This is a genomic window from Hymenobacter swuensis DY53 (genome assembly GCF_000576555.1).
GTDB classification, from domain to species: domain Bacteria; phylum Bacteroidota; class Bacteroidia; order Cytophagales; family Hymenobacteraceae; genus Hymenobacter; species Hymenobacter swuensis.
Window position 1 is genome coordinate 2,162,188 of the sequence record NZ_CP007145.1, and the last position, 27,000, is coordinate 2,189,187.

Here is a 27,000-nt window from a genome sequence, read left to right on the forward strand (position 1 = left end):
GATCTTATTCTTTCTTGACGATGTCCATCGCCAAAACCTATACCCCCGCCGACGTTGAAGCCAAGTGGTACCAGCGCTGGCAGGAGCAGGGCTTCTTCAAAGCCAAAGCCAACCCCCGCAAGCAGCCCTACACCGTGGTGATTCCGCCGCCCAACGTAACGGGCGTGCTGCACATGGGCCACATGCTCAACAATACTATCCAGGACGTGCTGGTGCGCCGCGCCCGCATGCAGGGCAAAGAAGCCTGCTGGGTGCCCGGCACCGACCATGCCTCCATTGCCACCGAGGCCAAGGTGGTGGCGCTGCTGAAGGAGCAGGGCATCGAGAAGAAGGACTTGACCCGGGAGCAGTTTCTGGAGCACGCCTTTGCGTGGAAGGAAAAGTACGGTGGTATCATCCTGGAGCAGCTCAAGCAGCTGGGCGCCAGCTGCGACTGGGACCGGACGCGCTTCACCATGGAGCCCGAACTGACCGAGGCTGTACTGCGTGTGTTCGTGGACCTGCACCAGAAGGGCCTCGTGTACCGTGGCATCCGGATGGTAAACTGGGACCCGCTGGGCCAGACGGCGCTGTCTGATGAGGAAGTGATTCCCAAGGACGTCATGGCCAAGATGTACCACCTGCGGTATGAAGTGGTGGGGCAGGAGGGCCAGTTCCTGACCGTAGCTACGTCGCGCCCCGAAACCATTATGGCCGACGTGGCGGTGGCGGTGAACCCCAATGACCCGCGCTATACGCACCTGCACGGCGCGAAAGTGCGGATTCCGCTGCTGGGCCGCGAAATTCCGGTGATTCTGGACGAGTACGTAAGCATCGACTTCGGCACGGGCGCGCTGAAGGTGACGCCGGCCCACGATTTGAACGACTACGAGCTGGGCGTGAAGCACAACCTGCCCGTTATCGACATTCTGAACAATGACGGCTCGCTCAACGAAAAAGCGGTGCTGTACGTGGGCCAGGACCGTTTCGCGGCCCGCCGCAACATCGTGAAGGACCTGGAGGAAGCCGGCCACTTGGTGAAGGTGGAGGAGTACGCCAGCATCGTGCAGACCTCGGAGCGCACCAAGGCCGTCATTGAGCCGCGCCTGAGTTTGCAGTGGTTCCTGAAAATGGAGCACCTGGCCAAGCCGGCCCTGGAAGTGGTAGAAAACGACACCGTGAAGCTGCACCCCGCCAAGTTCAAGAACACCTACCGGGTGTGGATGGAGAACGTGCGCGACTGGTGCATTTCGCGGCAGCTGTGGTGGGGCCAGCAGATTCCGGCCTACTACCTGCCCGACGGCACCTACGTGGTGGCCCTCACCGCCGAGGAAGCCCTGATCCAGGCCCGCGAGCAGAGCGGCAACAAGGACCTGCAACTCTCGGATCTGCGCCAGGACGAGGACGTGCTGGATACCTGGTTTTCGTCGTGGCTGTGGCCGATTTCGGTGTTCGACGGGTTCAAGGACCCCGACAACGCCGACGTCAACTATTTCTACCCCACCAACGACCTGGTGACGGGGCCGGACATCCTGTTCTTCTGGGTGGCCCGCATGATTATGGCCGGCCTGGAATTCCGCAAGGAAGTGCCCTTCCGCAACGTGTACCTCACCGGCATCGTGCGCGACGCCCAGGGCCGCAAGATGAGCAAGCAGCTCGGCAACTCGCCCGACCCGCTGGACCTCATCAAGCAGTTTGGGGCCGACGGGGTGCGGACCGGGATGCTGTTCTCGGCCCCGGCTGGCAACGACTTGCTCTACGACGAAAAGCTGGTGGAGCAGGGCCGCAACTTCAGCAACAAGCTCTGGAACGCCTTCCGCCTCACGCAGGGCTGGGAGGTAGACGCTGCCCTGCCCTTCCCCAACGAGAAGGCTGTGGAGTGGTTCTCGGCCAAGCTCAACGCCACCATTGCCGAGCTGGACGAGCACTTCGAGAAGTTCCGGATGTCGGACGCGCTGATGACGGTGTACAAGCTGGTGTGGGACGACTTCTGCTCAGAGTACCTGGAGATGATCAAACCCGCCTACCAGGCCCCCATCGACCCCGAAACGCTGCGCCTGACCACCGGTTTCCTCGAAACCCTGCTCAAGCTGCTGCACCCGTTCATGCCCTTCATCACCGAGGAAATCTGGCACGAGCTGAAGGAGCGCGGCCCCAAGGAGTACGTGTGCGTGGCTGCCTGGCCCAAGGCCCAGCCCGTAGCGGGTGCCGCCGAGGTGCTGGCCCGCATGGAAAAGGCTCTGGCCATTGTGGGCGGCGTGCGCACCATCCGCAACCAGAAGGGCCTGGGCCCCAACAAGCCCCTGACCCTGGCCGCTAAAACCGACGACACCCAACTGCTCCAGGACTACGACCCCATCATCCGCAAACTGGCTTCCCTCACCGAGGTTTCGGTGGTGACGGAAGCGCCGGCGGCTTCGGTGGGATTCGTGGCGGGCGGTGCGGAGTTCTTCGTGCCGCTGGAAGGCCAGATTGACCTCGGGGCCGAGAAGGAGCGCCTGACCAAGGAGTTGGAATACGCCCAGGGCTTCCGCGACTCGGTGCTGAAGAAGCTGGCCAACGAGAAGTTCGTGGCCAACGCCAAGCCCGACCTGGTGGAGCGCGAGCGGCAGAAGCTGGCCGACGCCGAAGCCAAAATCACGGCCCTGGAGCAGAGCCTGGCGGCGCTGTAAGCCAGATCTAGTGTAGAGACGCGACACTTCGCGTCTCCCGTCAGAACGACCCGTTTTATCCGGTACCGTTCAACGAGGAGACGCGAAGTGTCGCGTCTCTACATTCCGGCTGGTGCGGTTGCTATGATAAACCCGGGTGGCCCTCTGCCATTTTTACGGCCTCCGCCGCCGCCCTTCGCAAATTCCCCGTTTCTTTAGCGCATACTTTTCACTTGCTGACTTGTTGCGCTATGAATTTCCTTTCCACCTGGCTCACGGGCGCGGGGGTGCTGCTGAGCGGCGCGCTTTTCGCCCAAAGCACTACTGCTACCATGCCCAAACCTCCCGTTGCGGCTCTCCAGCCCAAAGAACTCAAGTCACCCTTCGGCACCCGCCTCGACAACTACTACTGGCTCAATGAGCGCGAAAACCCGGCCGTCATCAGCTACCTGAATGCCGAAAACGCCTATTTCGAGCAGCAGATGGCCCCGGTGAAGGGGCTGGAGGAAAAGCTGTTCCAGGAAATCAAGGGCCGCATCAAGGAGCAGGACGAGTCGGTGCCGTACCGGGATAATGGGTACTACTACTACACCCGCTTCGAAGCCGGGGCCGAGTACCCAATTTACTGCCGCAAAAAAGGCAGCCTGAGCGCCAAGGAGGAAATTCTGCTGAATGCCAACGAGCTGGGCAAGGGTAAGGCCTACTACCAGATTGGCGGCTTCGAGGTGAGCGACGACAACCAGGTGCTGGCCTACTCTGAGGACGTGGTGAGCCGCCGCCTGTACACGCTGCGCTTCCGCAACCTGCAAACCAGCCAACTCTACCCCGAGCAGATTCCGAACACCAGCGGCAACGCCGTGTGGGCCGCCGACAACAAAACCGTCTTCTACACCCGCAAGGACCCCAGCACGCTGCTGGACTACCAGCTCTACCGCCACACCCTGGGCACCGACCCCGGCAAGGACCAATTGGTATACGAGGAGAAGGACAACACCTTCCGCATCGGGGTGCACCGCTCCAAGTCGCGGCAATACGTATTCCTGACGATTGGCAGCACCATGTCGTCGGAGGTGCGGTACGTGGAGGCCGGCAAGCCCACGGCGGCGCTGCAGGTGTTTCTGCCCCGCGAGGCCGACCATCTGTACGAAGTGGAGCACTTCGGCAACGACTTCTATGTGCTGTCCAACGCCGGCGCGCCCAACTTCCGGCTGCTGAAAACGCCGGTGAAGAACACCGTCAAAACGGCCTGGCAGGAGGTTATTGCCCACCGCCCCGACGTGTTCCTGGAAAACATGGAGTTGTTCAAGGATTACCTGGTGCTGGGCGAGCGGAAGGAAGGCCTGCTGCAGCTGCGCGTGATTCGGTGGAAAGACAAGCAGGAGCACTACCTCAACTTCGGGGAGCCCACCTACACGGCCGCCATCAGCATCAACCCCGAGTTTGATACGCCCGTGCTGCGCTACGGCTACTCCTCGCTCACCACGCCCAATTCCACCTTCGACTACGACATGAACGCCCGCAGCAAGAAGCTGCTGAAGGAGCAAACCGTGCTCGGGAGCTTCAAAAAGGAGGATTACGTGACCGAGCGGGTGTACGCCACCGCCACCGACGGCACCAAAATCCCGATGTCCATCGTCTACAAGAAGGGCTTCAAGAAGGACGGTTCGGCCCCGCTGCTGCAGTACGCCTACGGCTCCTACGGCTACTCCATGGATGCCACCTTCAGTGCCGCCCGCCTGAGTTTGTTGGATCGGGGCTTTGCCTACGTCATCTGTCACATCCGGGGTGGGCAGGAGATGGGCCGGCAGTGGTACGAGAACGGCAAGAAGCTCAAGAAGAAAAACACCTTCACTGACTTCACCGACTGCTCTAAATTCCTCATCGACCAGAAGTTCACCTCCGCCGACAAGCTGTTTGCCATGGGCGGCTCGGCCGGCGGCCTGCTGATGGGCGCGGTGGTGAACAACCACCCCGAGTACTACAAAGGCGTAGTGGCGGCCGTGCCCTTCGTGGACGTGGTGACCACCATGCTCGACGAAAGCATTCCGCTGACCACCGGCGAGTACGACGAGTGGGGCAACCCCAACCAGAAGGAGTTCTACGAGTACATGCTCTCGTACTCGCCCTACGACCAGGTGAAAGCCCAGGCTTACCCCAACATGCTCGTGACCACCGGCCTGCACGACTCGCAGGTGCAGTACTTCGAGCCGGCCAAGTGGGTAGCCAAGCTGCGCACCGTGAAAATCGACAACAACCTGCTGCTGCTCCACACCGACATGGCCGCCGGCCACGGTGGGGCCTCGGGCCGCTTCAAATCCATCCACGACACGGCCCGGCAGTTTGCCTTTATGCTGCTGCTACTCGGTGTGAAGGCATAAGCACCGGTCCGATGGCTTTCAACCGCCAGACCGGTGGGAAACGCCCGCTACGTCACGCCGCCCCGGTAACCGGGGCGGCGTTTTGCTTGTTGTCTGCCACAAACCCGACAAATATTCAGATGCTGGTGCCACCCTGGGGCCGAAGCTGTGTCTGTGGCTCGGTTGCCTGGTCTTCGGGCGGTCTTTCTCGGGTTTCTAGCGCAGAAAACGGCCCTTTGGTCGGGTTCGTAGCGGGAGCGGGGATGGGGCCGCTAGGTTTGCACCGGCGCCTAACTCCGGTTGGCGTTGGGTGCCCCGGTCGGCGGCCAATATTCCCCTCGTGCTCATGAAAAAGATTCTACTTCCTCTTCTTTTCCTCAGTGGTTCCCAGGCAGTGCTGGCCCAGATGCCTGCAGGTGGTCCGCCCGCCGGGGCTGGTCGGCCCGCCGGAACCATGCCGGCTGCTCCCCAGGAGGGTACTGGCCGCGTGACCGGCACCGTCACGGATGCCGCCACCAAGCAGCCCGTGCCCTATGCCACCATCGTACTGCTGAACCCCGCTACCGGCAAGCCCGTGGACGGTACCGCTGCCGACGACAACGGCAAATTCACGATTCCGCGCATTGCGGCCGGTACGTACACCGTGCAAATCAGCTTTATTGGCTACACGCTGGTAGAAAAGCCCGGCGTGGTGATTACCGAAGCCGGCAACACCGTGGCCTTGGGTGCGGTGCCGCTGGCGTCCTCGGCCCAGGCGTTGGGCGAAGTGCGGGTGGAAGGCCAGCGCAGCTTGGTGGAAGAAAAGGTGGACCGCACGGTGTACAACGCCGAGAAGGACGAAACCACCCGCGGCGGCGACGCTACCGACGTGCTCAAGCGCGTGCCCAACCTCTCGGTGGACCTGGATGGTAACGTGAGCCTGCGGGGCTCCCAGAATATCCGGGTGCTCATCAACAACCGGCCCAGCACCATCTCGGCCAACAGCATTGCCGACGCCCTCAAGCAGATTCCGGCCGATCAGATCAAGACCGTGGAGGTGATTACCTCGCCCTCGGCCAAGTACGACGCCGAAGGCTCGGGCGGTATCATCAACATCGTGACCAAGCAGAATAACCTGCAAGGCTTCACGCTGGATTTGCGCACCAGTGCCGGTCTGCGCAGTTCCGACCTGGGCCTGAACGCCTCGTACCGGGTGGGTAAGATGGGCTTCTCGCTGGGCGGGGGCGGCCGGGGCCAGTACAACGTGCCCGGCTCGTTCCGCAACGAGCAAACCACCTACGATATTCAGGGCACCGACATTGCCAACCGTCAGCTGCTGAGCCGCACGGTGCAGTCGGCCGATACGCGCCAGCAGAACGTATTCGGACGCTACTCGCTGGGCTGGGATTACGACATCAACAAGTACAATTTCCTCTCGGCCTCGGTGCAGTTGGGCCTGCGCAACGGCACCAACTACCAGGACGACCTGGCCTCGCAGACCACGTTTTTCCGGCCGGTGCTGGGTGATTCGCTCACCAACCGCCTCAGCGACGTGAAGGTGCTCGATAACTCGAACACCCTGGACGCCACCCTGAACTACACCCGCACCTTCGAAACGCCCCAGCGCGAGTTTAGCTTGCTGGCCCAGTACAGCCGCAACACCCGCACCAACAACTTCACCAACACCACCCTGAGCGGGGAAAACGAAGGCGACTACCGCCGCAACCTCAACGACAGTTACAACCAGGAAATTACGTTGCAGGCCGATTACCAGACGCCCCTGAGCAAAACCCAGCTGCTGGAGTTCGGGGCCAAGGACATTATGCGCCGTGTGAACAGCGACTACGCCACCTTCCTGAACGGGCAGCGGCAGACTGGCACCACGCTGTCCAACGTGTTCGACTACAACCAGAACATTGCGGCGGCCTACGCCTCCTACACTCTGGGCTTCCTCAAGAGCTACACCCTGAAAGCCGGAGCCCGCTACGAGTACACCACCATCAACGCCGACTTCCGCACCGGTAGCGAAACCTCTATTCCATCGTACGGAGTGCTGGTGCCCAGCGTGAACATCTCGCGCAAGCTGGCCAACGGCAACGTGTTGAAAGCCGCCTACAACTACCGGATTCAGCGCCCTTCCCTGCAATTTCTCAACCCCAACCGGCAGACGGGCAACCTGCTGCAATACACGGAGGGTAACCCCGAGCTGAAGCCCGAGTACACCAACAACATGGAGTTGGGATACAGCACCTTTATCAAGCAGACTTCGCTGAACTTCTCGGTATTTGCCCGCAACACTGACGGCTCCATTCAGTCGGTGCGTACCCCTGATGGTGCTCTTATCAAGACAACCTACGACAACATTGGCACCGAAAATGCCTACGGCGGCAGCGTAAATGCCAACGTGAACATCCAGAACAAGCTCACGCTGGGCGGTGGTTTCGATGTGTACTACGCCACCCTCGATAATAACGTGAGCAACCCGCTGTTTGCGGCCAGCAACCAGGGCTGGGTAGCCAGCGGCCGCCTCATGGGAGGCTACACTTTCGCCAAGGGTTGGGGAATTCAGGCCTTTAGCTTCTACCGGGGGCGGCAGGTGCAGCTTCAGGGCTACCAGGGTGGCTTTGGGGTGTACAGCATGGGCCTGAAGAAGGATTTTGCTGATAAGAAAGGCAGCATTGGCTTCGGGGCCGACAACTTCTTCACGCCTACCAACAAAATCCGCAGCTCCATCAGTACGCCGGTGCTCGACCAGTACAGCGTGAACGTGCTGCGCCGCTCGGGCTTCCGCGTAAACCTGAGCTACCGCATTGGTAAGATGAGCATGGCTCAGCCCAAGCGCAAACGCTCCATCAACAACGACGACCTGAAAGACGGCGGCGACGGGGGCAACGGGGCCGGCGCTACGCCCGCCCAAGGCGCCAGCGGCGGCCGGCCGTAGTGCACGGTTATTCTGGCTGATTTAGATAAAGACCTTCTGCCTAGCGGAAGGTCTTTGTATTTTGGGGGTAAACATCCGCCGGGTATTCCGGCTTACTTTTCCATGACGCATTCAGCAGAAACAACGCCGGCCGTAGATGCCGGGCAGATTACCCAACTGATCCGCGCGCGCCGCAGCATGCAGCCGGTGCAGTTTGAGCCTGGCCGCGTGGTACCAGAAGCATTGCTGCGAGAGCTGCTCGAAAATGCCATTTGGGCACCCACCCACAAACGCACCGAGCCTTGGCACTTCACGATTTTCGGGGGCGAGGGGCGGCGGCGGCTGGCCGATTTTCAGGCGGAGCTGTACCGGGCCACGGCCGGGGAGAAATTTCAGGAAGCCAAGCTGGAGAAGATGCGCAATAACCCGCTGCTCAGTTCCCACATCATTGCCATTGGCCTCCGGCGCAACCCCGAAGTGCCCGAAGTAGAGGAAGTGGCGGCCGTGGCCTGCGCCGTGCAAAACCTGCACCTCTCGGCCGTGGCGCACGGGCTGGCGGGTTTCTGGAGCAGCGGGGGCGTTACGTACCTGCCAGAAGCCAACCCTTTTTTTGGGCTGGGGCCGGATGACCGGCTGTTGGGCTTCTTCTACCTGGGTTACCCCAAACCCGGCGCTACCGCCCGTAGTACCCGCAAGCCGCTGGCCGAAAAGGTAACCTGGGTGCTAGAATAACGCTCAGCCAAAGACCCATATATGCGGCTAGGCGCGGAGTGGGCTTGGCAAGCATCCGTTTGCGAGTGAGCATGTATCCCGGAGCCAGCTTTCTGCGTTGGGAACTATGTACTCACATTCTTTCCTGCTGATATGGCAACATCTACCTTTTTCCTGTCGCCCTGGGCGGCCCGTTTGCTGAGCGTCCTGCGCATGGTGGCGGGGCTGCTGATGGTGTTTCACGGCACCCAGAAACTGTTCGGCTGGCCTCCATCTGACCATGCGGGCGACGCTTCGGGGCTGATGCTGGTAGCTGGTATTCTGGAGTTTGGTGGCGGCTTGCTGCTGCTTATCGGACTGTTTACCCGGCCAGTGGCTTTTGTTTTGTCGGGCCTGATGGCCGTAGCGTACTTCATGGCCCATGCCCCGCAGCACGTGCTGCCCATCGTCAACCAAGGCGAGTTGGCTGTACTTTATTGCTTTGTATTCTTGTACCTGGCTGCGGCCGGCCCCGGTCCCTGGAGTCTTGATGCGGCCCGTTCTCATACTAGTCCGGTAGTGTAGCGCGGTATTCAAACAGGCTTGTAAACAAATTGGTCCCGGGGCAGCAACTAGCTGCTGCCCCGGGACCAATTTGTTTACAAGCCTATACTACTCGCCACTTACCACGCGCAGGCTATCCGGTACGGGGCCTCTGGTGGCTTGCGTGAGTTGGTTCTGCAGCTGAAAGTTGACCTGCTCACAGTCCGCAAAGCGGCGGTTGGCAATTTCCAGCGAGGCTTCAGCGGTCCGCAGGCGTTGGTAGAGAAACAGGATCAGGCCGAGGGCAATGATGAGGGCGGCCAAAGGCAACGCTTTGTTCATGGAAGTAGTGGTTATAGTCTTCTTGTGTCCGGTCTTATGGGTTTCTCGTCGGGTAAGCAACAGCAGAAAGCAGGAAGGGAAAGACCGGCCCCGAAAAACCAGTTCATTCAAAGGTTAATGGCCCCAAAAGTCAGTCAAAAGTACGGCTTGTCACTCACAAAAAGGCCCCGCCACGTAACCACGGCGGGGCCTTTTTATACATTCTAAGTACTAAATGCTGGTATTGGGGTCGAACTGCTCGAGGTAGTCGGCTACGCGGCGCACGAACATGCCGCCGAGCGAGCCATCTACCACGCGGTGGTCGTAGCTGTGGCTCAGGAACATGAAGTGGCGCACGCCAATCAAGTCACCCTGCGGTGTTTCGATGACGGCGGGCTTCTTCTTAATGGCACCCACGGCCATAATGGCCACTTGCGGCTGCATGATAATAGGCGTGCCCATCACGTTGCCAAACGAGCCGACGTTGGACACGGTGTAGGTGCCGCCTTCCAGGTCTTCGGGCTTGAGCTTGTTGGCGCGGGCCCGGTTAGCCAGGTCGTTTACCTTCTTGCTCAGACCGTTCAGGTTCAGCTGGTCGGCGTTATGAATCACGGGCACAATGAGGTTGCCCGAGGGCAGGGCCACGGCCACGCCTACGTTGATGTCGCGCTTCTTGATGATGTAGTCGCCCTCAATGGACACGTTGATCATCGGGAAGTCCTGAATGGCGCGGGCAATGGCCTGAATGAAGATAGGCGTGAAGGTGAGGTTTTCGCCCTCGCGCTTCTTGTAGGCATCCTTGTGCTTGTTGCGCCAGTTTACGATGTCGGTCACGTCGGCCTCCACGAAGGAGGTAACGTGGGGCGAAATCCGCTTACTGTCCACCATGCGCTGGGCAATCATTTTGCGCATGCGGTCCATTTCCAGCAGCTCCTGGTTGCCGCTGATAGACGGCACCGCTTTGGCCGTTTGCGAAGTGCTGGCGGTAGGCTGCGGAGTAGCAGCAGCCGGAGCCGGAGTGGCCGGAGCAACTGCCGGAGCCGGGGCAGCGGGGGCGGCTACTGGCGCAGCAGCCGGAGCAGCCGCCTGGGCCAGCGGCTTCTTGCCGGCGGCTACGTAATCGAGGATGTCTTTTTTAGTAACGCGGCCTTCGCTACCGGTGCCGGGCAGGTATTCCAGGTCGCCCATTGAAATGCCTTCTTCGCGGGCAATGCTGAGTACCAAGGGCGAATAGAAACGGCCGGCCTGAGGCTGGGCGGTAGCTACGGCCTGGGCCGGGTTGGCCTGCGGGTCGTGGGCTTCGGGCAGGTAGGGGACGGCGGGCTTCTCGGCTCCGTTGAGGGAAGGAGCGGGAGCCTCGGCAGCGGCAACCGGGGCGGTGGTGCCGGCGCTGGCCGCATCGGTTTCAATGACGGCAATGGGGGCCCCCACGGCTACTACCTGGCCTTCCTGCACCAAGATTTCCTGGAGCACGCCGGCGTGCAGGGCTGGCACCTCAGTATCCACCTTATCGGTGGCTACTTCCAGCACCGACTCGTCCTGGTCGATGGTGTCGCCTACTTGTTTGAGCCATTTCAGGACGGTGCCTTCCATGATGGATTCGCCCATCTTGGGCATCGTCATTTCCACTCGTGCCATGCGGTTGGGGTAGTTTAGGGAAAAGGGTGGGGGTGGGTTTCGGAGCCCAAAGGTAAGTGAAGTGTTGGACTGTTGGATTGCTGGATTGTTGAATGGGTGGATTGCTGGATGGTTGAATGGGTAGGAGGGTTGGTGGAATACGTCTGCCATCCTGAGCGTGGCGGAGGTCCTTCTCACTTCCGGTTTATTATCGAACGACTTGTTTATCCGTGGTAAGGCCCTTCATCCTCGCTTGATGCACGACATGCTCAGCATGACAGCTTACCACCATTCCACTACCTAACCATCCCCCCATTCAACCATCTGACCATCCACCAATTCAACAACCTAACCCTTCTCCACTTCCAGCCGCAACAGATTCAGGGCAGCGGTAGTGGTATACTCCAGGTTGAGCTGGCGGCCGCGGTTGAAGCTGATCTGGCGGGTGACGGTGTGGCGGGCGTCGGCGTAGGCAATGCAGATGGTGCCCACGGGCTTGGCATCGGTGCCGCCGTCGGGGCCGGCAATGCCACTGGTGGCCAGGGCTACATCCACACCTAGGCGGCGACGTAGGCCCTCAGCCATTTCAGCTACAGCGGCCTCGCTCACAGCCCCGTGGGCGGCCAGGGTTTCGGGCTTCACGCCCAGTTCCTGCATTTTTATCTCGTTGGAATAGGCAATGATGCTGCCCTGGTAGTAGCGCGAACTGCCCGGCACGCTGGTGAGGCGGTGGGCCAGCAGGCCGCCGGTGCAGCTTTCGGCGGTGCCCACCGTGAGGCCCCGCTCGGCCAGCAGGGTGCCCACGGCCGTTTCCAGGTTGATTTCGCCCACTGCAAAAATATGGTCGCCGAGCAAGGTGCGCAGCTCGGGTAGCAGGGCCTCCATGCGGCCGCGCAGGTTGGGCTGGCCGTCGTCGTGTCCGGTCAGGCGCAGGCGCACCCCGCCCAAAGAGGGCAGGTACGCCAGTTTGATGTTGGTGGGCAGGGCCGTTTCCCAGTCCTCGATGCGCTGGGCCAGGAACGACTCACCCAGGCCCACTGTCTGCACTACCACGTGCTCAATGGCGGGCGTCTGGAAATGCTGGCGCAAGCGGGGCAGCACTTCGTCGGCCATCAGCCCTTTCATCTCAAACGGCACGCCGGGCATGCTCACGAACACGGTTCCCCGGTCCTCGAACCACATGCCGGGGGCCGTGCCCAGGGCGTTGTGCAGCACGATACAGTTGGCCGGTACCAGGGCCTGCTGGCGGTTTACTTCCAGCATGGGCCGGTTGAAGCGGGCAAAGATGCCTTCCACGTGGCGCAGAGTGGGCTCATGCAGCACCAGTTCCGCGCCGAAGTAGCGTGCCAGCACATGTTTGGTAAGGTCGTCTTTGGTGGGGCCCAGGCCACCGGTCATCAGCACCACCTGGGCCCGCTGCCGGGCTTGGTCGAGGGCGGCCACAATTTCGTCGGCCCTATCGGATACGCTGGTAATCTGGCGCACGCGCAGGCCCAGCTTGCCCAGCTCCTGGCCCATAAAGGCAGAATTGGTGTCGATGACCTGCCCATAGAGCAGCTCGTCGCCAATAGTCATGATTTCAACGTCGGGAATGAGGGGCATGGGGAGAAGGTTAGGAGGAGTGGCGGATTTGGCGCAATATTGGCAACTCGCCCGCTAACAACGCTACATCGGCGTCTGGGTTTATCCGATTTTCCTGTATGACTCCCCTCCGTACCCTCGCCTTGGGCCTTACGCTCACGCTGGCCACCACGCAGCTGGCCACCGCCCAAACTAAAACCACTACGAAAAAGACCACGACCACCACCAAAAAAACTACCCCGGTCAAGAAAACGACGCCCGTTAAAAAGACCACGACTACCACCAAAGTTGCCGCCACCAAAGTAGTAGCGCCCGTGGTAGTGCCCCTCACGGCCGACGAAGCCACCGGCGGCCTGCGCGAGGCACTTACCCAGGCTGTGACCAAAGCGGTGGCCCAGGGCAGCGAAACTGACGGCTTCAACGCCAACGCCGATATCCGGATTCCGTTTCCGCCCGAGGCGGAACTGGTAGCCGCCACGTTGCGCAAGCTGCGGGCCGGCGCGCTGGTCGATAACTTTGAGGTGGCCCTGAACCGCGCCGCCGAAACGGCCGCTGGCCAGGCCAAACCCATCTTTCTGAACGCGGTGCAGAATCTGAGCCTACAGGACGCCCTCACGCTGGCCACCAGCAAGGAAACGGACGCAGCCACTACGCTGCTCTACGAGAAAACGGCCGCCGACCTGCGCACGGCTTTCCAGCCCACCATGCAACAGTCGTTGGAGCAAACCGGGGCTATCAAGCTCTACGCCGAAATGGTGGCCCGCTATAACAAGATTCCGCTGGTGACGCCCCTCAACCCGCAGTTGGTGCCCTATGCCACCGAGAAAACGGTGGACGGCCTGTTCGCCCTCATGGCCGCCGAGGAAGGCCGCATCCGCGCCAACCCTGCTGCCCAAGGCAGCGCCCTACTCAAGCGCGTATTCGGCGGGAAGTAGGGAGTTGAGCTATGAGTGATGAATTGACGTTACCGCTCTTTCTGGGTGGTGGCTTTAACTTATCACTCATCATTCATAACTCAGTACTCTCAGGAAACCTGGTCCGGTTTCTGCAAAAGTGCCGACAGTATCTTTGCTGCTCACTTTCTTCGCTATGAACTACCGCCGTCTTCTTGTATTACACGCTTTGCTGCTGGGGCTGCAGCTTTCCGCTTCGGCTCAAATCAAGCTCTCAAAACTGGGAGATATCCTCAAAACCACGCTGCCTAAAACCACTACTACCAGCCCAAGCGGCAGCACGGGTACCGGCAGTCTTACGCAGCAGGAAGCGGCCCAGGGCCTGCGCGAAGCCCTTTCTCAGGGCATTAGCAAGGGTACCGATCAGGCCTCGAAACAGGATGGTTTCTACCTGAACCGGCTGATCCGGATTCCGTTCCCCGCCGATGCTCAGCGCGTGGCCAATACGTTGCGCTCCATTGGCTTGGGTAGTCAGGTGGATCGGTTTGAGCTAACGCTGAACCGGGGCGCGGAGGATGCGGCCAAAAGCGCCAAGCCCATCTTTCTGGCGGCCATCAAAAGCCTCACGTTTAAGGATGTGTGGGGCATCCTGACCGGGGAGAAGGACGCCGCTACCAACTACCTCAAGCGCACCACCACTGAGCAGCTCACCACGGCCTTCCGGCCCATCATTCAGCAAAGCTTGGATAAAGTAGGGGCCACCAAATACTACACCGACCTGACCACCCGCTACAACCGCATCCCGCTGGTAACGCCCGTGCAGACCGACCTTAACCAATACGCCACCGGCAAAGCCATCGACGGCCTGTTCACGCTGGTGGCCCAGGAGGAAGCCAACATTCGGGAAAACCCCGTTGCCCGCACCACCGACCTGCTCAAGCGCGTCTTCGGTCGCAAATAGGGTGTCTAAGGTAGAGAGACTGTGTAGAATGTGGATGAAATGTGCGAGATGATTTTCCCGGCTACACTTCATAAAAAGGCCCGCTTTCCTTGTCAGGAAGCGGGCCTTTTTATTGGGCAGTGTGGAAGGGAGGAAAATGGAGTATTTCGCACGTTCCAACCACATGCACCATGTTAAAGATTAATAGTCGTCGTAGTCGGAGTTGCGGCGACTGTTGCGGGAACTGCCGCTACTGCCGTACTCGTCGGTGTCGTCGTCAGAGAACTCATCATCATCTAGGTCGTCGATAGAACTGAAGCCGGTGCTGCCATCGGGGTCTTCGGTGGCTTCGGCGGTAGCATACTCGTCTTCCGTCATGCTGGCTAGGTCCAGGGCCTCATCGTGCGAGGAACCGGTGTCGCGCCACATCAGGTAGTCGGCGTATTTGGCCGAGAGCTGGTCTTCGGAGTTACCACGGGTAGCGTCGCCGCCGGTGGCGGCAAAGTTATCTAGCTCATCGTCATCGAAGAGGTCGTCGTCGAAGTCGTCGTGTTGTCTCATGGCCTTGCTAGGGGCGGTAAGGGGTGAAAAATTCGGAGTGAAAGTGGGGCAGCGTTTCGGCTGCGAAGATACGTGCGGAAGGCTGCCGAAGGTTGCAGTACCCAGTGAAGAAGGGCCGACCGGTCAAGCATTCTGCACCATTGTGCTGATTGTCAATGGTCGTTTTCAGGCCAGACCGAAACTAAAAATACGTAGTTCGTCGCAAAATACGGCTACTGGGCAGCTCGGGCCCCGAAGTCGGTAATGTTGACCTGCTCCGTGCAGAAGTTGTATTCTTCAGGCACATTGCTAGACACCAGTACGGTGCGGCCGGCCAGCGTCGCCCGGACGTGTTCCAGATACCAAGCCACACCCGTCCGGTCGAGGTTGGTGGTGGGCTCGTCGAGCAGCAGCAGAGGCGTATCGGCGTAGAGGGCCAGGGCCAGCTTCAGGCGCTGCTTCATACCACTGGAGAAGTCGCGCACCAGCTTATGGCGGGATTTCTCCAGGTACATCAGCGTAATCAGCTCCTCAGCGGAAAGGCCGGGCTGCAAAGGCTTGAAACGGGTGTGAAACCGGATCAACTCGGTCAGGGTCAACTCCTCAATCAGCTCCAGGTAGGGCGCGGCGTACGCCAGACGGACGGGCACGTCTTCCACGGCCACCCTCTGCCCTTGAAATTCATACAAAATAGTGCCGGCCGTGGGCAGAATCTGGCCCGACAGGGTATTCAGCAGGGTACTTTTTCCGGCTCCGTTAGGCCCCAGAATAGCCGTGGCCGTGCCCGTCCGAAACGTGTGCGTAAGGTCCCGGAAAATCCATTCCCGGGCAAACCGCTTACTCAGGCCCGTGGCGGTAATCTGCATGTGATAGAGCTTAGAAAGAAGAGCTTAGAGCTTAGCACATGTCCTGACGCTACTGGTGCAGAACATGTGCTAAGCTCTAAGCTCTGGATGTCTTACTTCTAAAAGTTACTCCCCGCTGCCATTGTTGCTGCGTGAGTAACCCTTGATGACGCCACGGCCGGAGTTGCGGATGAAGTTCACTACCTCGTCGCGCTCCGGGGATGGTGCCAGTTCCAACTCAATCTGGTCAAGGGCGGCGGCATTGTTAAGGCCACTCAGGAACAGTAGGCGGTAGAGCTGCTGGATTTCGGCAATCTTCTGATCCGAAAACCCCCGGCGGCGCAGCCCGATGCTGTTGATGCCCACGTAAGTCAGCGGCTCGCGGCCCGCCTTCACGAAGGGCGGCACATCCTTCCGAATCAGTGAGCCACCCGAAATCATGGCGTGCTGCCCGATGTGCACGAACTGATGAATAGCCGACGACCCACCCACAATGGCGTAGTCGCCAATTTCCACGTGGCCCGCCACCTGCACCGTATTGGCCAGGATACAATTGTTGCCAATCACGCAGTCGTGGGCTACGTGCACGTAGGCCATCAGCAGGCAGTTGCTGCCCACCACGGTCTTGAGCTTGTCCACGGTACCGCGATTCACCGTCACGCACTCCCGAATCACGGTATTGTCGCCGATGTGCACGGTGGTTTTCTCGCCGGCAAACTTCAGGTCCTGGGGCTGGGCCGCAATAACGGCCCCCGGGAAAATCTTACAGTTCTTGCCGATGCGCGCCCCCGCCATGATGGTGACGTTGGGCCCAATCCAGGTGCCTTCCCCGATTTCCACATCCTTGTCAATGGTGGTGAAGGGTTCCACTACCACGTTCTGGGCAATCTTGGCTTCGGGGTGAATATAGGCGAGCGGCTGGTTCATTCGATGTTGAGTTATGAATTATGAGTTATGGATTATGAGTTACTGAACGACAAAGGAATAAGTCAGATTTGACCGGCTCCGAAAGTCAATGCATACCTCATGATTCAACTCTCATAACTAAAAAAACTAGGCAGTTTTGCGGACGATGCTGGCCGACATTTCGGCTTCCATGACCACTTTGCCGTTCACATAAGCTTTGCCGCTCATTTTGGCAATGCCTCGCTTGATGGGAGCCGTCAGCTCGCATTTGAACAGAATCGTGTCGCCGGGTTTAACCATCCGACGGAAGCGGCAGTTTTCGATTCCCAGAAAATAGGTCCAGTAATTTTCCGGATCGGGCACGGTGCTCAGCACCAGAATACCGCCGGTCTGGGCCATGGCCTCAATCTGCAGCACACCGGGCATGACAGGGTTGCCGGGGAAATGGCCGGGAAAAAACGGCTCATTGAACGTCACATTCTTTACGCCCGTCACGGTGGTGGCGTCGAGGTGAATGATTTTATCGATGAGCAGGAAGGGGTAGCGGTGGGGCAGGGTGGCAGCAATCTTGTTGATGTCCATCACCGGCTCCCGGGCCGGGTCGTAGGCCGGCACCGGGCTGGTGTGGGCCTCCATCATCTTTTTCTTGATGCGCTTGGCAAACGCCACGTTGGCCGCGTGGCCGGGCCGGGCGGCCAGAATCTGACCTTTCAGCGGGCGGCCTACTAAGGCCAGGTCGCCCACCAAGTCGAGGAGCTTGTGGCGAGCGGGTTCGTTCTTGTAGCGCAGGTCTACGTTGTTGAGGATGCCTTCCTTCTTCACGGCCACTTTGGGTTTACCCAGCATGGTGGCCAGCTCGTCCAGCTCCTCGTCGCTTACTACACGGTCTACCACCACAATAGCGTTGCTCAAATCACCACCTTTGATCAGGTTCGACTTGTAGAGAGCCTCCAGCTCGTGCAGAAAGCAAAACGTACGGGACGAGGCAATTTCGGTGGTGAACTGGTCGATGTGAGTGAGCGAGGCGTGTTGGGAACCCAATACCGGCGAGTTGTAATCCACCATCACCGTGAGGCGGTAGCTGTTCAGCGGCAGGCCGGCAATTTCCACGGCCCGGGCGTTGTCCACGTAGCGGATTTCGTCGGGTATCTCGAAGTAGTTGCGCAGGGCGTTCTGCTCTTCCAGCCCTACTTCCATCAGCGGCTTGATGAACTCGTAGCTGCTGCCATCCATAATGGGCGGCTCGGGGCCGTCCAGCTGAATCATGACATTGTCAATCTGCAACCCTACCAGAGCCGCCAACGTGTGCTCCACCGTATTCACGCGGGCACCGTTTTGCTCAATGGTAGTACCGCGGGAAAGGTCCACTACGTTATCCACGTCGGCATCCACAATGGGCTGGCCGGGCAAGTCGATGCGCTGAAATTTGTAGCCGTGGTTAATGGGCGCGGGACAGAACGTCATGGTGGCCTGTACGCCCGTGTGCAGGCCAATGCCGCTCACGGTGACGGGGCCCTTAATGGTGTGTTGCTTGTCGTTCATTTTCTGAGTTGTCAGTTGCCAGTTGCCAATTGTCAGTTGTCAGGCCATCGAAAACAGAATGGGCCCAACAACTGACAACTGGCAACTGGCAACTCAAATAGGCTGCAAAGCTAGGGCTTTTCCGTTGCGCTTTGGTTGCGTTCTAGTTGGGTGAGGCGGCGTTCTACCTCGGGCAGGTGGCGGAAGATGGCATTGGCCCGCAGACTATCCCGCAACATGAAGGCGGGAGAGCCCTGCAACAGAATGCCTTCTTCCTTAATGGATTTGCCCACGCCCGATTGCGCCGTGACGGTAGTGCGGTTGGCCAGGCTGAGGTGCCCGGCAATACCCGTCTGGCCGGCGAGGACGCAGAAGTCCCCGATTTTGGTGGAGCCTGAAATGCCCGTCTGGGCCGCTACCACCGTGTGGCGGCCTATTTCCACGTTGTGGGCAATTTGGACGAGGTTGTCCACCTTGGCGCCTTCCCGAATGAGGGTGGAGCCCATAGTGGCGCAGTCGATGGTGGCGTTGGCGCCCACGCTCACGTTGTCTTCCAGCACCACGTTGCCAATCTGCGGGATGGTGCGGTAGGAGCCGTCGGGCTGGGGTGCAAACCCAAACCCATCGGATCCGATGACGGCCCCGGCGTGAATGGTGCAGCGGCTGCCGATGACGGTTTCGGCGTACACTTTTGCGCCAGCGTACAAAATTGTGCCGTCCCCGATTTTTACCCGGTCGCCGATGAACACGTGGGGGAAAATCACCACGTCCTGCCCGATTTCGCAGTTTTCGCCGATGTAGGAAAAGGCCCCGCGGTAGTGGTTCTCGCCGATGCGGGAGCTGGCGGCCATGTAGGCCGGCTCCTCCACGCCGCGCTTGCCGGTGCGCGTGGCCTGCTGGTAGAATTCCAGCAGCGTGGTGAAGCTGGTATAGGGGTCATCTACCCGGATGAGGGTCGCCGTGGTGGGCTGGCGCAGCTCCAGGGTGCGACTGACAATGACGGCCGTGGCCCCAGTTGTGTAGAGGTGGTGCTCGTACTTGAGGTTGGCCAGAAACGACAGGGAGCCGGCCTGGCCCTCTTCAATCTTGGCAAGTCGGTCAATGCGCTGGGTGGCGTCGCCTTCTACTGCTCCGCGCAGCACTTCTGCTATCTGGCCTACGGTAAATTCCATCGGGCAAAAGTAAGGGTTGGTTTTTGGTTTTTGATTTTTGGTACCGTAAGCGGATATCTTTCACAGCATCTTGTTATGCCTCAGAACGAAGCCAAAAACCAAAAACAAGCCCAAAAAAATGCCTCACAGAATTTCCTTGGGATAACAGATATAGTGCTTCTCCACGCGCTGGCTGATGGCGCGGATGTTGGGCAGGTCCGAGGCCTCGGCCACGTTCACTACCCGGCCGCTTTTAGTGAGCACGTCAATGGGGTCTTGGCCGTCGGCATCGTAGGCGTTGTTGCTGATGCGGCCCGTGAGCATGAGCTGGGCCGCGTCGTGGGCGGGCAGGCAGAAATGCTCGGCAATCAAGTCCACGATGCCCAGCTGAAACTCATCGTCGAAAGGCTCGGCCTGGAGCGTGATTTTAAACAGGTGCCGGTCGAGCAGACTTTGGGCCAGGTAGTTGAGAACTTTGTCGGGATGGTCAGCCCAGAGCTTTACCGCGCCCCACACGTCGGTATCATCCAGCCGCACGAAGCGGCGCATCACCTGGTCGTCGTGCTCAAACTCCTGCTGCGTGACGTGGCGCGACAGGAAGAAATGCAGGTTGGGGGCGGCCGGGACTTCCACGCCGGCCCGCACCAAATCCCGGGCACGCTGCATAATGCGAATCACCATCTGCTCGGCTGAGGTAACGGTTTTGTGCAGATACACCTGCCAGTACATCAGCCGCCGGCTCACCAGGAAATTCTCAATACTGTACACAGCCTTCTCTTCCAGCACCAGCCGCTCGTCTACCACCGTCAGCATCTTGATGAGGCGGTCGGCTCCGGGACGGCCTTCCTGCACGCCGGTATAAAAGGAGTCCCGGTTGAGGTAGTCGAGCCGGTCCATGTCTAGCTGGCTGCTCACGAGCTGGTGAAAAAACGGCCGGTCATAAGTGCCCTCGAAGATAGCAATGGCCAGATCCAGCGCACCGTTGAATTGCGCGTTGAGCTTGCGCATGAGGTGCAGGCTCACGGCCTCGTGGTGCACATCGTGGAAGATGCTGCGCTCCAGGGCATGGGAGAGGGGGCCGTGGCCAATATCGTGAAGCAGAATGGCGGCCATGGCGGCCTCGCCCTCCCGGGCCGAAATCTTCACCCCTTTGTCCTTGAGCGTACGCAGGGCTAGCGTCATCAGGTGCATGGCGCCCAGCGCGTGGTGGAAGCGGGTGTGCAAAGCCCCCGGATACACGAACATGGTAAGGCCCAGCTGCTGAATCCGGCGCAGACGCTGGAAGTACGTGTGCTCAATGAGGTCAAACAACAACTCCGTCGGAATGGTCACGAAGCCGTACACCGGGTCGTTGAAGATTTTTTTCTTGTTCATGCGAAGGAGAGGGGCCGGGCTTCGGCAATACGCCAGAAAGCCGACGAAAAGGAACGGAAAGTGGATTTTACCGCTTCCTTCACTACGGGAAGCTGAAGCGGCCAGTGGTACTTGGAGCAGCCGGTATCAACATTTTTCGGCTTCTTTACCGCTGAGTTACCCGGAAAGTATAGCGCGGCCAGAATTTTTTAAACCAAAAAGCACGGATTGGGAGTAAAGCTACTTACGAAACTTCAGTTGCAACTTGTGGCCTCGTGCCCGCATCTGGTACACAAGTGCGGCTACCTGCATTTCGTAGAGTGCGTTTACTGACTCGTTGGGCCCTTGCCTGGCGCTACACCCCAAGTCCCCCCTATGCAACAATACAGCATACTCTGGGCCGATGATGAAATCGACCTGCTGAAACCCCACATTCTGTTTCTCAAAGACAAAGGCTACGAGGTAACCGGCGTAAACTCCGGGGCCGATGCCATTGAGGAAATTCAGGAGAAGACGTACGACATCGTATTTCTGGATGAGAACATGCCTGGTCTCACTGGCCTGGAAACCCTCACCGAAATCAAAGCGGTGCGCCCTACCGTACCCGTGGTCATGATTACCAAGAGCGAGGAAGAGCACATCATGGAGTCGGCCATCGGGGCCAAAATTGCCGATTACCTCATCAAGCCGGTGAATCCCAACCAGATTCTGCTGTCGGTAAAGAAGGTTCTCGACAACAAGCGGCTGGTCAGCGAAGCCACCAACAGCGGCTATCAGCGCGACTTCCGCCAGCTGGGCATGCAGCTCTCCGACCGCCTTTCGGCCACCGAGTGGGCTGATGTGTACAAGAAGCTGGTGTACTGGGAGCTGGAAATCAACGAGACAGAAGGCAAGAGCATGGCCGAAGTCTTCAATATGCAGAAGGACGAGGCTAACACGTACTTCGGCCGCTTCATCACGGAGAATTACGAGGACTGGGTAAACGGCGACGATAAGGAAGCCCCACTCATGTCGCACCAGCTGTTTCAGGAGCGGGTATTTCCGCTGCTCAAGGAAACCGGTGACCAGCCCGTGTATTTCCTGCTCATCGACAACCTGCGCTACGACCAGTGGAAGGTACTGGAGCCCATCATTGCCGAGCTATTTACCGTCGATTCGGAGGAAACCTACTATAGCATTCTGCCCACCACCACGGCGTATGCGCGTAATGCCATCTTCTCGGGCATGATGCCGGGTGAAATCCAGAAGAAGTATCCCAACCTGTGGGTGTGGGACGACGACGACGAGGGCAAGAACATGCACGAGGCCGAGTTCATGGAAATCATGTTCCAGAAGGCCAACCAGAAGCATAAGTTTAGCTATAACAAGGTGACCAACCTGCAGGCCGGTAAAGACCTGCTGGGCAAAATGGCTAACCTGCACAACAACTACAAGTGCAACGTCATCGTCTACAACTTTGTGGACATGCTCAGCCACGCCCGCACCGATATGGCCATGATCCGGGAGCTGGCCGCCGATGAGTCGGCGTACCGCAGCATCACCCGCTCGTGGTTCCTGCACTCGCCGCTGTATGAAATGCTCCAGCAGATTTCGGAGCGTAAAGGCAAGCTCATCATCACCACCGACCACGGCACCATCCGGGTGAAGCGGCCCTACAAGATTGTGGGCGACCGGAACACGAATACCAACCTGCGCTACAAGCACGGCAAAAACCTGGGCTTCGATGACTCCCGCGACGTGTACACCGTGCGCAAGCCGGAGCGCATTTTCCTGCCCCGCGAAAACGTGAGCACCGCCTACGTCTTCACGGTAGGTGACTACTTCTTCGCCTACCCCAACAACTACAATTACTACGTGAACTACTACAAGGACACGTTCCAGCACGGCGGCATCTCCCTGGAGGAATGCATCATTCCGTACGTCACGCTCAGCCCGAAAGGGTAAGAGTCAGAATTCTTTTTTAGGTTACAACGGCAGCTTTCCGGAAGGGAACTGCCGTTTGCTTTCGGAAAAAAATGGGAAATGAAAAAGACTTTCGGGCTGTGTCTGCTAGTATTTGTGTTGGCGACAAGTTGCCAAAATAAGGACGTGAATGGTCAGGCGCATCAACGCGTAGAAGTTGAGAAGCCAAAGACTGATCTGCCTCCAGCACTACTAAAACCTAAAGGAAAGGCCAGAGAATATGTTGTTTTGCCTTTCAGCGAAAAGCATACACATTCACTGGTAGGCGCAAGGCCATCAACCTTGACGGATAAGGAAATAAGCCAGGTATATGCTTTGGTGCAAAAGGCTATTGCAGAATATAATGCTAGTGATACCTATAAAGGTGAATACAGAGGAGCAAATGAACCGATTGATATTGCAAGCTATAGGCTTCAGTTGATACCAGGAATATCAGTTGTTGGGGAGAAAATAATTTGGGTGCAAGGCTTCTGCTCTGATATGCACACAGATTGGAAAACAACTCGCTTGCAGGTATATGATGGAGGAAATTGCTACATCCGAGTCGATATTAATTTGTCTCGAAAGAAATGGTCGAGGTTGACGACTGGGGGTGAAGCATAGGTAAACCGGTATATAAAATAAAGAGGGCGGTCAATTGACCGCCCTCTTTATTTCAGTTACACAGCCAGTGGCCGTTGTGTTTATGGTGGTAGGGGAAATGCACGTCCGTTTCCTCTGCGCCCTGCCGTAACTGAGCTAGAGCGGTGCGGCTTTGGTTCCGGTGTCGAACCCAAAGTAGGTGAGTGAAATCCTTACTAGGGTGATAGAGCCGATACGTGAAGCTGCGGTAAAGCCAGATGCGGCCACGCTGCCGGGATGTCCAGGCCCAGCGCTTTTTAGACTGTTTCATGGGAGTTGTAGGTTGATACCTACAGCTCGTGACAAGTGGCGAAATAACGTTGCATACACTAACTGGTTGATTGCCGGACACGGCCGGCAGGCAGGAAAGATGTGGAAAACTGCCGGAAATAGGAAGGCTACACCAGGATAATTGGGTAACAGTGAAGTAACTCAACTATAACGAGCCGGATGTCATACTGATGTTGCGTAATTATCCGGCAATCAGTAACTTGTTGTATCCCGAAACCCTAACGCCCCACCCTTATGAAGCCCATTACTACTGCCATTATCTTCATTGAGTTTCAGAACGATTTCACTACACCCGGCGGCTCTCTGCATGACGCGGTGAAGACAGTAATGAAGCAAACCAACATGTTGGCCCACGCCGAAGACCTGGTCCGGCAGGCCCGGATGGCCGGGGCGCTTATTGTGCATGTGCCCATCAGCTTCACCGAAAACTACCGGGAGCTGAGTCCCCGGCCCTACGGCATTCTGAAAGGAGTAGTAGACAGCAACTCGTTCCGCCAGGGCTCCTGGGGGGCGGAAATTGTGGACGTGCTCCGGCCACAGGCGGAGGATATTGTTATTGAAGGCAAGCGGGGGCTCGATGGATTTGTGAGTACCAACCTGGATTTTGTACTGCGGCAGCGCGGCATCACGCACGTTGCCCTGGCAGGTTTCCTCACCAACTGCTGCGTGGAATCTACCATGCGCACCGCGTACGAGTACGGCTATCAGGTGTACACGCTCACCGACTGCACCGCCACGGTAAGCGAGGAGGAGCAGCGCCTGGCTTGCGAGAAAAACTTCCCCATGTTCTCGCACCCGCTCACCCACCAGGATTTTCTTGAGCAGCTCCTGACCGCAGAAGTTCCTGAGACAGTGGAGCGGTAGGCAGGCAATGTGGCGTTATTGCACGTTGCCGGCCCGGCGCTTCTCGTCCTCGGCCCCACTGGCCCGGCGACGGGCGGCGGGCACCTTCTCGTTGCCAAAGCGGTAGGAAAGGGCCGCCGTCACCACGCGGGAATCCTGGGCGGAGCGGAACGTTTCGGTCAGCGGGCGGTAGCGGGAAGTAACGCGTAGCGGCGTGGTATAGAATATATCGGTGGCATTAAGCTTGACGGTAGTCGGGCCAAAGCTCTTCTGCACGCCTGCTCCCACCTGCCCGAAGGCCCGCACCGTCTGAAACCCGAAGCGCTCCAGCGAATTGTAGCTCCCATTCAGCTCGGCGCTCCAGCCGTGAGGCAGCGTGAAGGAGTTGCTGGCGCTCAAAATGGCTCCGGGCTGGCTCTGCGGGAGCTGTGCACCTTCCAGGCTGCCCTGGAAGCGAATGTAAAAGGCCTCGGCGCTGGCATATAGCTTCCACCATGGAGCCGGCTCCAGCGGGGCCGTGAACGTCAGGCTCCAGTAGTCCTGACTGTTCAGGTTCACATCGGTGGCCGCTACCAAGCCATCGGTATCCAGCAGGTACACGCTCAGGATGGGGCGGCGGGTGCGAGTGTAGCTGAGCGCGGTGCTGAACTTGTGGTTGAACGTATGCGTCAACTCGGCCTGGGTGCTGAGCTGAGGCCAGAGCGCCGGATTACCCACGCGGTAAGAAAGTGGGTCAACGTAGGAACGGAAGGGATTGAGCTGGTTGTACGTCGGCCGGTCGAGGCGGCGGCTGAGGGAAAAGCCCACCTCGTGGTGGTCAGTTACGGTGCGGGTAAGCCGAAGGCTGGGAAACAGCTGAAAATACCGGCGACTGAACTCCTGGCTCCCTATCTGCTGCCGGCCGTCGGTGGCAGTATGCTCTCCGCGCAGGCCGGCTGTGAGGGTAAGCGTAGGCCGGGAACGGGTCAGACTCACGTAAGCCGCGCTGATGGTTTCCTCGTAGCGGAAGCGGTTGGTAAGGCCCGCATCTACCTGCCGCACGCCATCTTTCTCCCGTTCAAATAGTACGTCATTATCCGATGAAACCCGGCTGGTTTTCAGGCCGGTTTCCAGCCGCAGCCCGTGCCGCAGGCTGCGTACGTAATCGGCCTTGGCACTCCCGATGGTCAGGCGGCCGTTCTGGTCGCCTAGCAGGCGACTGGGAGTGTAGTAGGAGCTAAGCAGGTTGCTGGATTGCAGGTCAAGCGTGCGGGTAAGGTCGTAGCGGGCCAAGTCGGCGTCCATTGTCAGTTCCGGGGTGCCCAGCGAGTCTTTCCGGAATTGATGCCGCAGGCTCAGGTTGGCGGCCACGTTGGGCGTCAGCAGCGTCCGGTGGTTCCGGGCTTCCAACTGCGCCGTCAGCTGCCCTTGGGCATCGTACAACTCCGAGTAGTTACGGCCCAGCGACGGTAAACGACTTGCCAGTCCGCTTACCACCGCCCCCAGAGTAGTGCGGTCGGTGAAGGAGTACTCGATGCCGGCGCGCCAGGTATGGGACTGTATATGGCTGCGGGTGTCGTTGCGCTGCGTAACGAAGCGGACCGGCTGCCCATCCTGCAGGTACGTGCGGTCAAAGCGCAGCTCCTGAAACAGCTGGCGGTCGGTGTACGCGTAAGAGCTATAGAGACTGAGCTTCTGACGGCGGTAATTGAGGTTCAGGCCACTGGTGAACTTGCCGTACCGTCCCCGGCCGTACGCCGCATTGGTGCTGCCATTGAAGCCCTGCCGCTGGTCTTTTTTCAGGCTGATGCTGATAACGCCGGCTCCACCCTGCGCATCGTATTTGGCAGGTGGGTTGGTAATAAGCTCGATACTGCGTATCTGCTCGGCCGGCAGGGCCTGGAGCATGCTGGCCAGCTCCGCCCCGGTAAGTGGCACCCGTTTACCGTCAATCAATACCAGCAAACCGGTTTTTCCGCGCAGCATCAGGTTGTCGTTGGCATCCAACACCATGCCGGGGGCACGGCCCAGCACGTCCAGAGTAGTATTGCCTGCGCTCAGCAGGCTGCCTTCCACGTTCACGATGGTCCGGTCAGCCAGGCGCTCAAACACGGGCCGCTGGCCGGTTACGGTCACCTCTTTAAGCTGTGTTGCTGTTCCGGTCACCAGCCGGAAAGCCAGGGGAGTGGCGGGGCCGGCCGTAACGTCCAGCGGGCCTGCCCAGCCCCGGCCGTAGCCTAGCTGACTGACCGATACCAGGTAACGGCCGATAACGGGTGGTTGCAGCTGAAATTGACCTGCCGCGTCGCTGAATTCAGTTTTGACTACTACTGAATCGGTGGCGCGGTGCAGCGTGACGGTGGCGTACTCCAGGGCTGAGCCGGTAGCAGTTCGTACAGCGCCAGTAATAGGAGCGGGGCGGAGTTGCTGCGCCCGCAAATCAGGGGCACTAAGTAGCAAAAGAACCGTGGTAGCCAATGGAAAGCCGGCTCCCGGGCAGGAAATAGAAGAAAGCAT

Annotated in this window: 20 protein-coding genes; 10 read left to right on the forward strand and 10 right to left on the reverse strand. The window is 59.0% G+C overall.

The annotated features are described in order from the left end of the window. The first annotated feature begins 20 nt into the window (after positions 1 to 20). From HSW_RS10530 to HSW_RS10550, 5 genes are all read left to right on the forward strand, one after another. A complete protein-coding gene (locus HSW_RS10530; protein ID WP_044001893.1) occupies positions 21 to 2,651 on the forward strand; it encodes a valine--tRNA ligase in 2,631 nt (876 codons plus the stop codon). A gap of 311 nt (positions 2,652 to 2,962) precedes the next feature. After that, positions 2,963 to 5,008 (forward strand): S9 family peptidase, encoded by a 2,046-nt coding sequence (locus tag HSW_RS10535; protein ID WP_044004513.1) that lies wholly within the window; start codon positions 2,963 to 2,965, stop codon positions 5,006 to 5,008. 325 nt (positions 5,009 to 5,333) lie between these two features. Continuing rightward, positions 5,334 to 7,907, forward strand: a complete 2,574-nt coding sequence (locus HSW_RS10540; protein ID WP_052346811.1) for a TonB-dependent receptor domain-containing protein — start codon at positions 5,334 to 5,336, stop codon at positions 7,905 to 7,907. 102 nt (positions 7,908 to 8,009) lie between these two features. Beyond that, a complete protein-coding gene (locus tag HSW_RS10545) occupies positions 8,010 to 8,618 on the forward strand; it encodes a nitroreductase family protein (RefSeq protein WP_052346337.1) in 609 nt (202 codons plus the stop codon). Between the two features lie 132 nt (positions 8,619 to 8,750). Further along, positions 8,751 to 9,161: a DoxX family protein gene (locus tag HSW_RS10550; RefSeq protein ID WP_044001894.1), complete on the forward strand. Its 411-nt coding sequence runs from the start codon at positions 8,751 to 8,753 to the stop codon at positions 9,159 to 9,161. A gap of 87 nt (positions 9,162 to 9,248) precedes the next feature. Here HSW_RS10550 and HSW_RS10555 read toward each other — a convergent pair whose 3' ends face one another. The 3 genes from HSW_RS10555 to HSW_RS10565 form a co-directional block, all read right to left on the reverse strand. Then, the gene (locus tag HSW_RS10555) at positions 9,249 to 9,461 is read right to left on the reverse strand and encodes a hypothetical protein (RefSeq protein ID WP_044001895.1); all 213 of its coding nucleotides are present in this window, start codon (positions 9,459 to 9,461) and stop codon (positions 9,249 to 9,251) included. 210 nt (positions 9,462 to 9,671) lie between these two features. Further along, a complete protein-coding gene (locus HSW_RS10560; RefSeq protein WP_044001896.1) occupies positions 9,672 to 11,078 on the reverse strand; it encodes a dihydrolipoamide acetyltransferase family protein in 1,407 nt (468 codons plus the stop codon). A 327-nt stretch (positions 11,079 to 11,405) separates the two neighbouring features. Beyond that, entirely contained in the window at positions 11,406 to 12,659 is a 1,254-nt protein-coding gene (locus tag HSW_RS10565; RefSeq protein WP_044001897.1) for a competence/damage-inducible protein A, read from the reverse strand. A 98-nt stretch (positions 12,660 to 12,757) separates the two neighbouring features. On the opposite strand from HSW_RS10565, the gene HSW_RS10570 reads away from it, so the two are divergent. Both HSW_RS10570 and HSW_RS10575 read left to right on the forward strand, forming a co-directional pair. Next, entirely contained in the window at positions 12,758 to 13,573 is an 816-nt protein-coding gene (locus tag HSW_RS10570) for a DUF4197 domain-containing protein (RefSeq protein ID WP_052346338.1), read from the forward strand. 154 nt (positions 13,574 to 13,727) lie between these two features. Next, positions 13,728 to 14,492: a DUF4197 domain-containing protein gene (locus HSW_RS10575; RefSeq protein ID WP_044001898.1), complete on the forward strand. Its 765-nt coding sequence runs from the start codon at positions 13,728 to 13,730 to the stop codon at positions 14,490 to 14,492. A gap of 180 nt (positions 14,493 to 14,672) precedes the next feature. Here HSW_RS10575 and HSW_RS10580 read toward each other — a convergent pair whose 3' ends face one another. From HSW_RS10580 to HSW_RS10605, 6 genes are all read right to left on the reverse strand, one after another. Next, positions 14,673 to 15,032 (reverse strand): hypothetical protein, encoded by a 360-nt coding sequence (locus HSW_RS10580; RefSeq protein ID WP_044001899.1) that lies wholly within the window; start codon positions 15,030 to 15,032, stop codon positions 14,673 to 14,675. 212 nt (positions 15,033 to 15,244) lie between these two features. Further along, entirely contained in the window at positions 15,245 to 15,877 is a 633-nt protein-coding gene (locus HSW_RS10585; RefSeq protein WP_044001900.1) for an ABC transporter ATP-binding protein, read from the reverse strand. 105 nt (positions 15,878 to 15,982) lie between these two features. Beyond that, on the reverse strand, positions 15,983 to 16,783 hold the full coding sequence (gene lpxA, locus HSW_RS10590) for an acyl-ACP--UDP-N-acetylglucosamine O-acyltransferase (RefSeq protein ID WP_044001901.1): 801 nt from the start codon (positions 16,781 to 16,783) through the stop codon (positions 15,983 to 15,985). A gap of 126 nt (positions 16,784 to 16,909) precedes the next feature. Next, complete coding sequence (locus tag HSW_RS10595; protein ID WP_044001902.1) at positions 16,910 to 18,304, reverse strand: bifunctional UDP-3-O-[3-hydroxymyristoyl] N-acetylglucosamine deacetylase/3-hydroxyacyl-ACP dehydratase; 1,395 nt, start codon at positions 18,302 to 18,304, stop codon at positions 16,910 to 16,912. 110 nt (positions 18,305 to 18,414) lie between these two features. Beyond that, complete coding sequence (gene lpxD, locus HSW_RS10600) at positions 18,415 to 19,455, reverse strand: UDP-3-O-(3-hydroxymyristoyl)glucosamine N-acyltransferase (protein WP_044001903.1); 1,041 nt, start codon at positions 19,453 to 19,455, stop codon at positions 18,415 to 18,417. Between the two features lie 123 nt (positions 19,456 to 19,578). After that, positions 19,579 to 20,808 carry an HD domain-containing protein gene (locus HSW_RS10605; protein ID WP_044001904.1) on the reverse strand — a complete coding sequence of 410 codons (1,230 nt, stop codon included), beginning with the start codon at positions 20,806 to 20,808 and terminating at the stop codon, positions 19,579 to 19,581. A 354-nt stretch (positions 20,809 to 21,162) separates the two neighbouring features. Here HSW_RS10605 and porX point away from each other — a divergent pair, with 354 nt between their 5' ends. The 3 genes from porX (at position 21,163) to HSW_RS10615 (ending at position 24,525) form a co-directional block, all read left to right on the forward strand. After that, complete coding sequence (gene porX, locus HSW_RS10610; protein WP_044001905.1) at positions 21,163 to 22,731, forward strand: T9SS response regulator signal transducer PorX; 1,569 nt, start codon at positions 21,163 to 21,165, stop codon at positions 22,729 to 22,731. Between the two features lie 78 nt (positions 22,732 to 22,809). Then, positions 22,810 to 23,352 carry a hypothetical protein gene (locus HSW_RS24240; RefSeq protein WP_155832921.1) on the forward strand — a complete coding sequence of 181 codons (543 nt, stop codon included), beginning with the start codon at positions 22,810 to 22,812 and terminating at the stop codon, positions 23,350 to 23,352. 543 nt (positions 23,353 to 23,895) lie between these two features. Continuing rightward, positions 23,896 to 24,525: a cysteine hydrolase family protein gene (locus HSW_RS10615; protein ID WP_044001906.1), complete on the forward strand. Its 630-nt coding sequence runs from the start codon at positions 23,896 to 23,898 to the stop codon at positions 24,523 to 24,525. Between the two features lie 15 nt (positions 24,526 to 24,540). Here the strand turns inward: HSW_RS10615 and HSW_RS10620 are convergent, their stop codons facing one another. Next, entirely contained in the window at positions 24,541 to 27,000 is a 2,460-nt protein-coding gene (locus HSW_RS10620) for an outer membrane beta-barrel protein (protein ID WP_081768363.1), read from the reverse strand.

Coding starts and splice junctions, on each gene's coding strand:
- HSW_RS10565 (WP_044001897.1), bottom strand. CDS start 12,659: ATGCCCCTCATTCCCGACGTTGAAATCATGACTATTGGCGACGAGCTG.
- HSW_RS10535 (WP_044004513.1), top strand. CDS start 2,963: ATGCCCAAACCTCCCGTTGCGGCTCTCCAGCCCAAAGAACTCAAGTCA.
- porX (WP_044001905.1), top strand. CDS start 21,163: ATGCAACAATACAGCATACTCTGGGCCGATGATGAAATCGACCTGCTG.
- HSW_RS10570 (WP_052346338.1), top strand. CDS start 12,758: ATGACTCCCCTCCGTACCCTCGCCTTGGGCCTTACGCTCACGCTGGCC.
- HSW_RS10545 (WP_052346337.1), top strand. CDS start 8,010: ATGACGCATTCAGCAGAAACAACGCCGGCCGTAGATGCCGGGCAGATT.
- lpxD (WP_044001903.1), bottom strand. CDS start 19,455: ATGGAATTTACCGTAGGCCAGATAGCAGAAGTGCTGCGCGGAGCAGTA.
- HSW_RS10615 (WP_044001906.1), top strand. CDS start 23,896: ATGAAGCCCATTACTACTGCCATTATCTTCATTGAGTTTCAGAACGAT.
- HSW_RS10530 (WP_044001893.1), top strand. CDS start 21: ATGTCCATCGCCAAAACCTATACCCCCGCCGACGTTGAAGCCAAGTGG.
- HSW_RS10540 (WP_052346811.1), top strand. CDS start 5,334: ATGAAAAAGATTCTACTTCCTCTTCTTTTCCTCAGTGGTTCCCAGGCA.
- HSW_RS10550 (WP_044001894.1), top strand. CDS start 8,751: ATGGCAACATCTACCTTTTTCCTGTCGCCCTGGGCGGCCCGTTTGCTG.
- HSW_RS10585 (WP_044001900.1), bottom strand. CDS start 15,877: ATGCAGATTACCGCCACGGGCCTGAGTAAGCGGTTTGCCCGGGAATGG.
- lpxA (WP_044001901.1), bottom strand. CDS start 16,783: ATGAACCAGCCGCTCGCCTATATTCACCCCGAAGCCAAGATTGCCCAG.
- HSW_RS10595 (WP_044001902.1), bottom strand. CDS start 18,304: ATGAACGACAAGCAACACACCATTAAGGGCCCCGTCACCGTGAGCGGC.
- HSW_RS24240 (WP_155832921.1), top strand. CDS start 22,810: ATGAAAAAGACTTTCGGGCTGTGTCTGCTAGTATTTGTGTTGGCGACA.
- HSW_RS10560 (WP_044001896.1), bottom strand. CDS start 11,078: ATGGCACGAGTGGAAATGACGATGCCCAAGATGGGCGAATCCATCATG.
- HSW_RS10620 (WP_081768363.1), bottom strand. CDS start 27,000: ATGCTTTCTTCTATTTCCTGCCCGGGAGCCGGCTTTCCATTGGCTACC.
- HSW_RS10555 (WP_044001895.1), bottom strand. CDS start 9,461: ATGAACAAAGCGTTGCCTTTGGCCGCCCTCATCATTGCCCTCGGCCTG.
- HSW_RS10580 (WP_044001899.1), bottom strand. CDS start 15,032: ATGAGACAACACGACGACTTCGACGACGACCTCTTCGATGACGATGAG.
- HSW_RS10605 (WP_044001904.1), bottom strand. CDS start 20,808: ATGAACAAGAAAAAAATCTTCAACGACCCGGTGTACGGCTTCGTGACC.
- HSW_RS10575 (WP_044001898.1), top strand. CDS start 13,728: ATGAACTACCGCCGTCTTCTTGTATTACACGCTTTGCTGCTGGGGCTG.